3 protein-coding genes are annotated in these 2,984 nt (G+C 39.5%); all 3 read left to right on the top strand.

Features of this window, described 5'->3' with window-relative positions; all coding sequences use genetic code 11:
* Window positions 1-187 precede the first annotated feature (187 nt).
* The 3 genes from KIV41_RS22060 to KIV41_RS22070 all read left to right on the top strand — a co-directional run bounded on the left by KIV41_RS22060 (window position 188) and on the right by KIV41_RS22070 (window position 2,907).
* The gene (locus KIV41_RS22060; RefSeq protein WP_199481180.1) at window positions 188-493 is read left to right on the top strand and encodes a hypothetical protein; all 306 of its coding nucleotides are present in this window, start codon (window positions 188-190) and stop codon (window positions 491-493) included.
* Between the two features lie 875 nt (window positions 494-1,368).
* Entirely contained in the window at window positions 1,369-2,277 is a 909-nt protein-coding gene (locus tag KIV41_RS22065; protein WP_285337690.1) for a phosphotransferase, read from the top strand.
* A 153-nt stretch (window positions 2,278-2,430) separates the two neighbouring features.
* Window positions 2,431-2,907 carry a GNAT family N-acetyltransferase gene (locus KIV41_RS22070; protein ID WP_252040585.1) on the top strand — a complete coding sequence of 159 codons (477 nt, stop codon included), beginning with the start codon at window positions 2,431-2,433 and terminating at the stop codon, window positions 2,905-2,907.
* Window positions 2,908-2,984: the final 77 nt, after the last annotated feature.

The following is a 2,984-nucleotide window of genomic DNA, read 5'->3' on the forward strand; positions in this document are numbered from 1 at the left end:
CCCCACGTTTAGTAGACACTTTACTAAGTTAGATTTGTTGTAACCCATATTCAATGTTCTACTGTTTTACATCACCTTTTATAGATTTCATGAAATGTCCGTTTGCTAAATATATGCATTTTGTATATGTTATCAACTAAATCAATTAGTTATCGTTGCTAGTTGCCAACTTCTTAGAGTGATATTTATGTTGAAGATTTTATTAGAAGCATTTCATGCAAAAGGGTATGAAGGATATCTTTCTGAAGATGCCCAAAAAAAATTTGCGGATTCTTTGTTAAAAATAGCAGATAAGATGTTTTGGGCACCCATTGCATATTTCGGTGTATCTGTTTATCAAAATAAGGCATTAGATTTATGGGGTATTGTATATCTGACTATCTTTTTTGTTTTAGCGGTATGTTTGAGGCATCAAGGTTTAAAAGTATATGACTTACACTATGAAAAGAAAAAGGCGAAAGAAGAAAAAGCGAGATTAACGAACAAAAAGTAAACATAACAAAGCATTCAAGAGTGATTCCCAACGCTTGGCATTTTTCATTCCATCGTGAGCTTCGTGTTTACGGTGGTATAGTTGGGTTTCGTGGTAGCGTTGCTCACACCTTAATGCGGCGTTAGCATGCAGTATGAGAATTGAGGTTATAAAAAGTTTGAATTGCAAAGAATATTTAAAAAATCACCCTATAAGTTATAAATCTATATTCTACCCGTTTGTGGGGTTTGGTATCACTTCAACTGTTGTGTGGTTTCTCATATGGTTAGACATAAATCCTAAGTTTTTTGGTGAATTTCTATTGGAGCAAGTCGGCCTGAAATGGATTTGGGTTTTTGCTTCAATCTCGATATCATTTTTGAGTGTTAAGTATGTCATTAGCGGTCCAGTCGAAAATTATGACGACAAATATGTAAAATTATTTGGCCTATGGTCTGCTAACACTGCTTTAGGAATGAGTTCAACATATGTCGGAATTATGTGGGGGGCGCTAATTCCGGCATATTTCTCGAGGAATTCATTACCCTCGGAGTTCGCTTTTACGAAATTGTTTACGGTTTCTTGTTTAGCACTATTCGCAGTAATATGTATTTATGCGTTCTATCACATACTAACGGCAAACAAGAACGCTCCCAAGTGGCACTATGAACAAGCTAACCATAGGTTTTATAAGTTTATGATCGCAATTTTTGCATTTACATTTTTAAATGGCAGAGCTCTTGATGTCTTGCGAATTTTTAGACCAGATTGGTTCTGATCCATCATGCTAACAAAGCATTTAAGAGTGATTCGCAACGCTTGGCAGTTTCGCTTCGCTCAAGTATAGCCAAGCGTCGCTCACACCTTAATGCGGCGTTATAAATATTGGAGCATCCGTGAAAGATAACATTCGATACTTCAAACAAAAGCTCAGTGAAATCTACGATATCAATGTCACTGAGGTTACCCATCTATCGAGTATGCATGAGTTATATCAACTCAAAACACTTTGCTCTAACCAATATATTGTTAAGCTTTATAAAGCTAGTGATTGCTCTTTATCGCACTTGACGTCAATGACCGAGTTCAATGCTAGCTTGAAAGCTAATGGGGCTTCCGTAACCGTCCCTGTTCTTGGAGCTGATGGTAAGTATGTCCAGCATATTGGTGATAAGTATGCAGTGTTAAGCCATTTTGTACATGCTGACAAGGTGTCCACTATCAGTTCTTCTCAATGTTACTTATTTGGTCGAGAGTGCGCTCGGCTGCATTTAACAGAGAGTCGGCAAGATTTTCCGCATAAAAAAACTGAAGAGCTGCTGACTTCCCCTTTGCTCAATATCAGAGCCGGTTATAGCCGCAAGCAAGAACAGGTTGGTGTTATAGAAACCTTAGCTACACAAGCGGAGGTCAACTTGTCCAAGTTGCCTTTGCCGGAGGTTTTGTGTCACGGAGACTTCCATTGGGGTAATGCAATCTTCTCACCTCAGCAGATCACGATCCTTGATTTTGACTTTTGTTGCAGAAGTTGGCGAATATACGATCCAGTAGTCTTCTTGTGGAATCTTCTATTCACTAATAGTGACAATATTAAACGACAATGGTCATCATTTCTAAGTGGTTACCAGTCAATTTCAGCACTTTCTGAAGACGAGCTTGGCGCTATTCCTTGGTTGTTGATAGCTCATAATATTTGGCATATTGGTTTCATCGGTGGGGCAACAATTGATGAGTGGGAATTTGATGATTACTGGTTCGATCGTAAGTTCGAGTTGTTTGAGGTAATTGGAGAAATGTACCCATAAAAATATTTATAACAAAGCGTTTAAGAGTGATTCTCAACGCTTTGCATTTTGGGTTTGTATCGGCTTTAGTGTTTACGGCACAATGGGTTAGGTTTGGTGGTCGCGTTGTTCACACCTTAACGCGGCGTTAGGTGCTTGAAGGAAAAGGTAAGTATGGAAATTGCTTTTCAGCAGATAAACATTGATGATTTCGAATTGTGCGTAGCTGTGAGAAAAGATGCATACTTTTGTAGTTTTGGGCATTACGATGGTTTCGACGACTTCATCAGTGGTTATCGTGAACGAGTATTAGACCGGCTAGCAACATCAGGATGGTTCTATATCCATATATTTGTGGATGGTCAGTTTGCAGGGCAGTTAGAGTTTCGTAGCTTTTCACCCGAGCCGGAGACTGGCTATGTGCATCTCATTTACTTAAAGCTGAATTTTCGTGGTTCAGGACTCGCTGCAAAATTGCAGGATTATATTGTAAGCGCGTTGAGTACAGCGGGTTGTTTGCGTGCTGTACTTTCAGTAAGTCGAACTAACCATCGAGCTCTCACATTCTACAAGCGCCATGGTTGGGAGTTCGTGCGCAAGAATCCCAAGCACGATGAAACCGACTTTTACCAACTTTGGCTACGCACCTAACAAACTGTTCAAGAGGGATTCGCAACGCGTGGCATTTTCACTATGCGTTGGTTTTAGCGATTAAGGTGGTATGCGGC

The organism is Vibrio sp. D401a, from assembly GCF_030248515.1.
GTDB classification, from domain to species: Bacteria; Pseudomonadota; Gammaproteobacteria; order Enterobacterales; family Vibrionaceae; genus Vibrio; species Vibrio rotiferianus.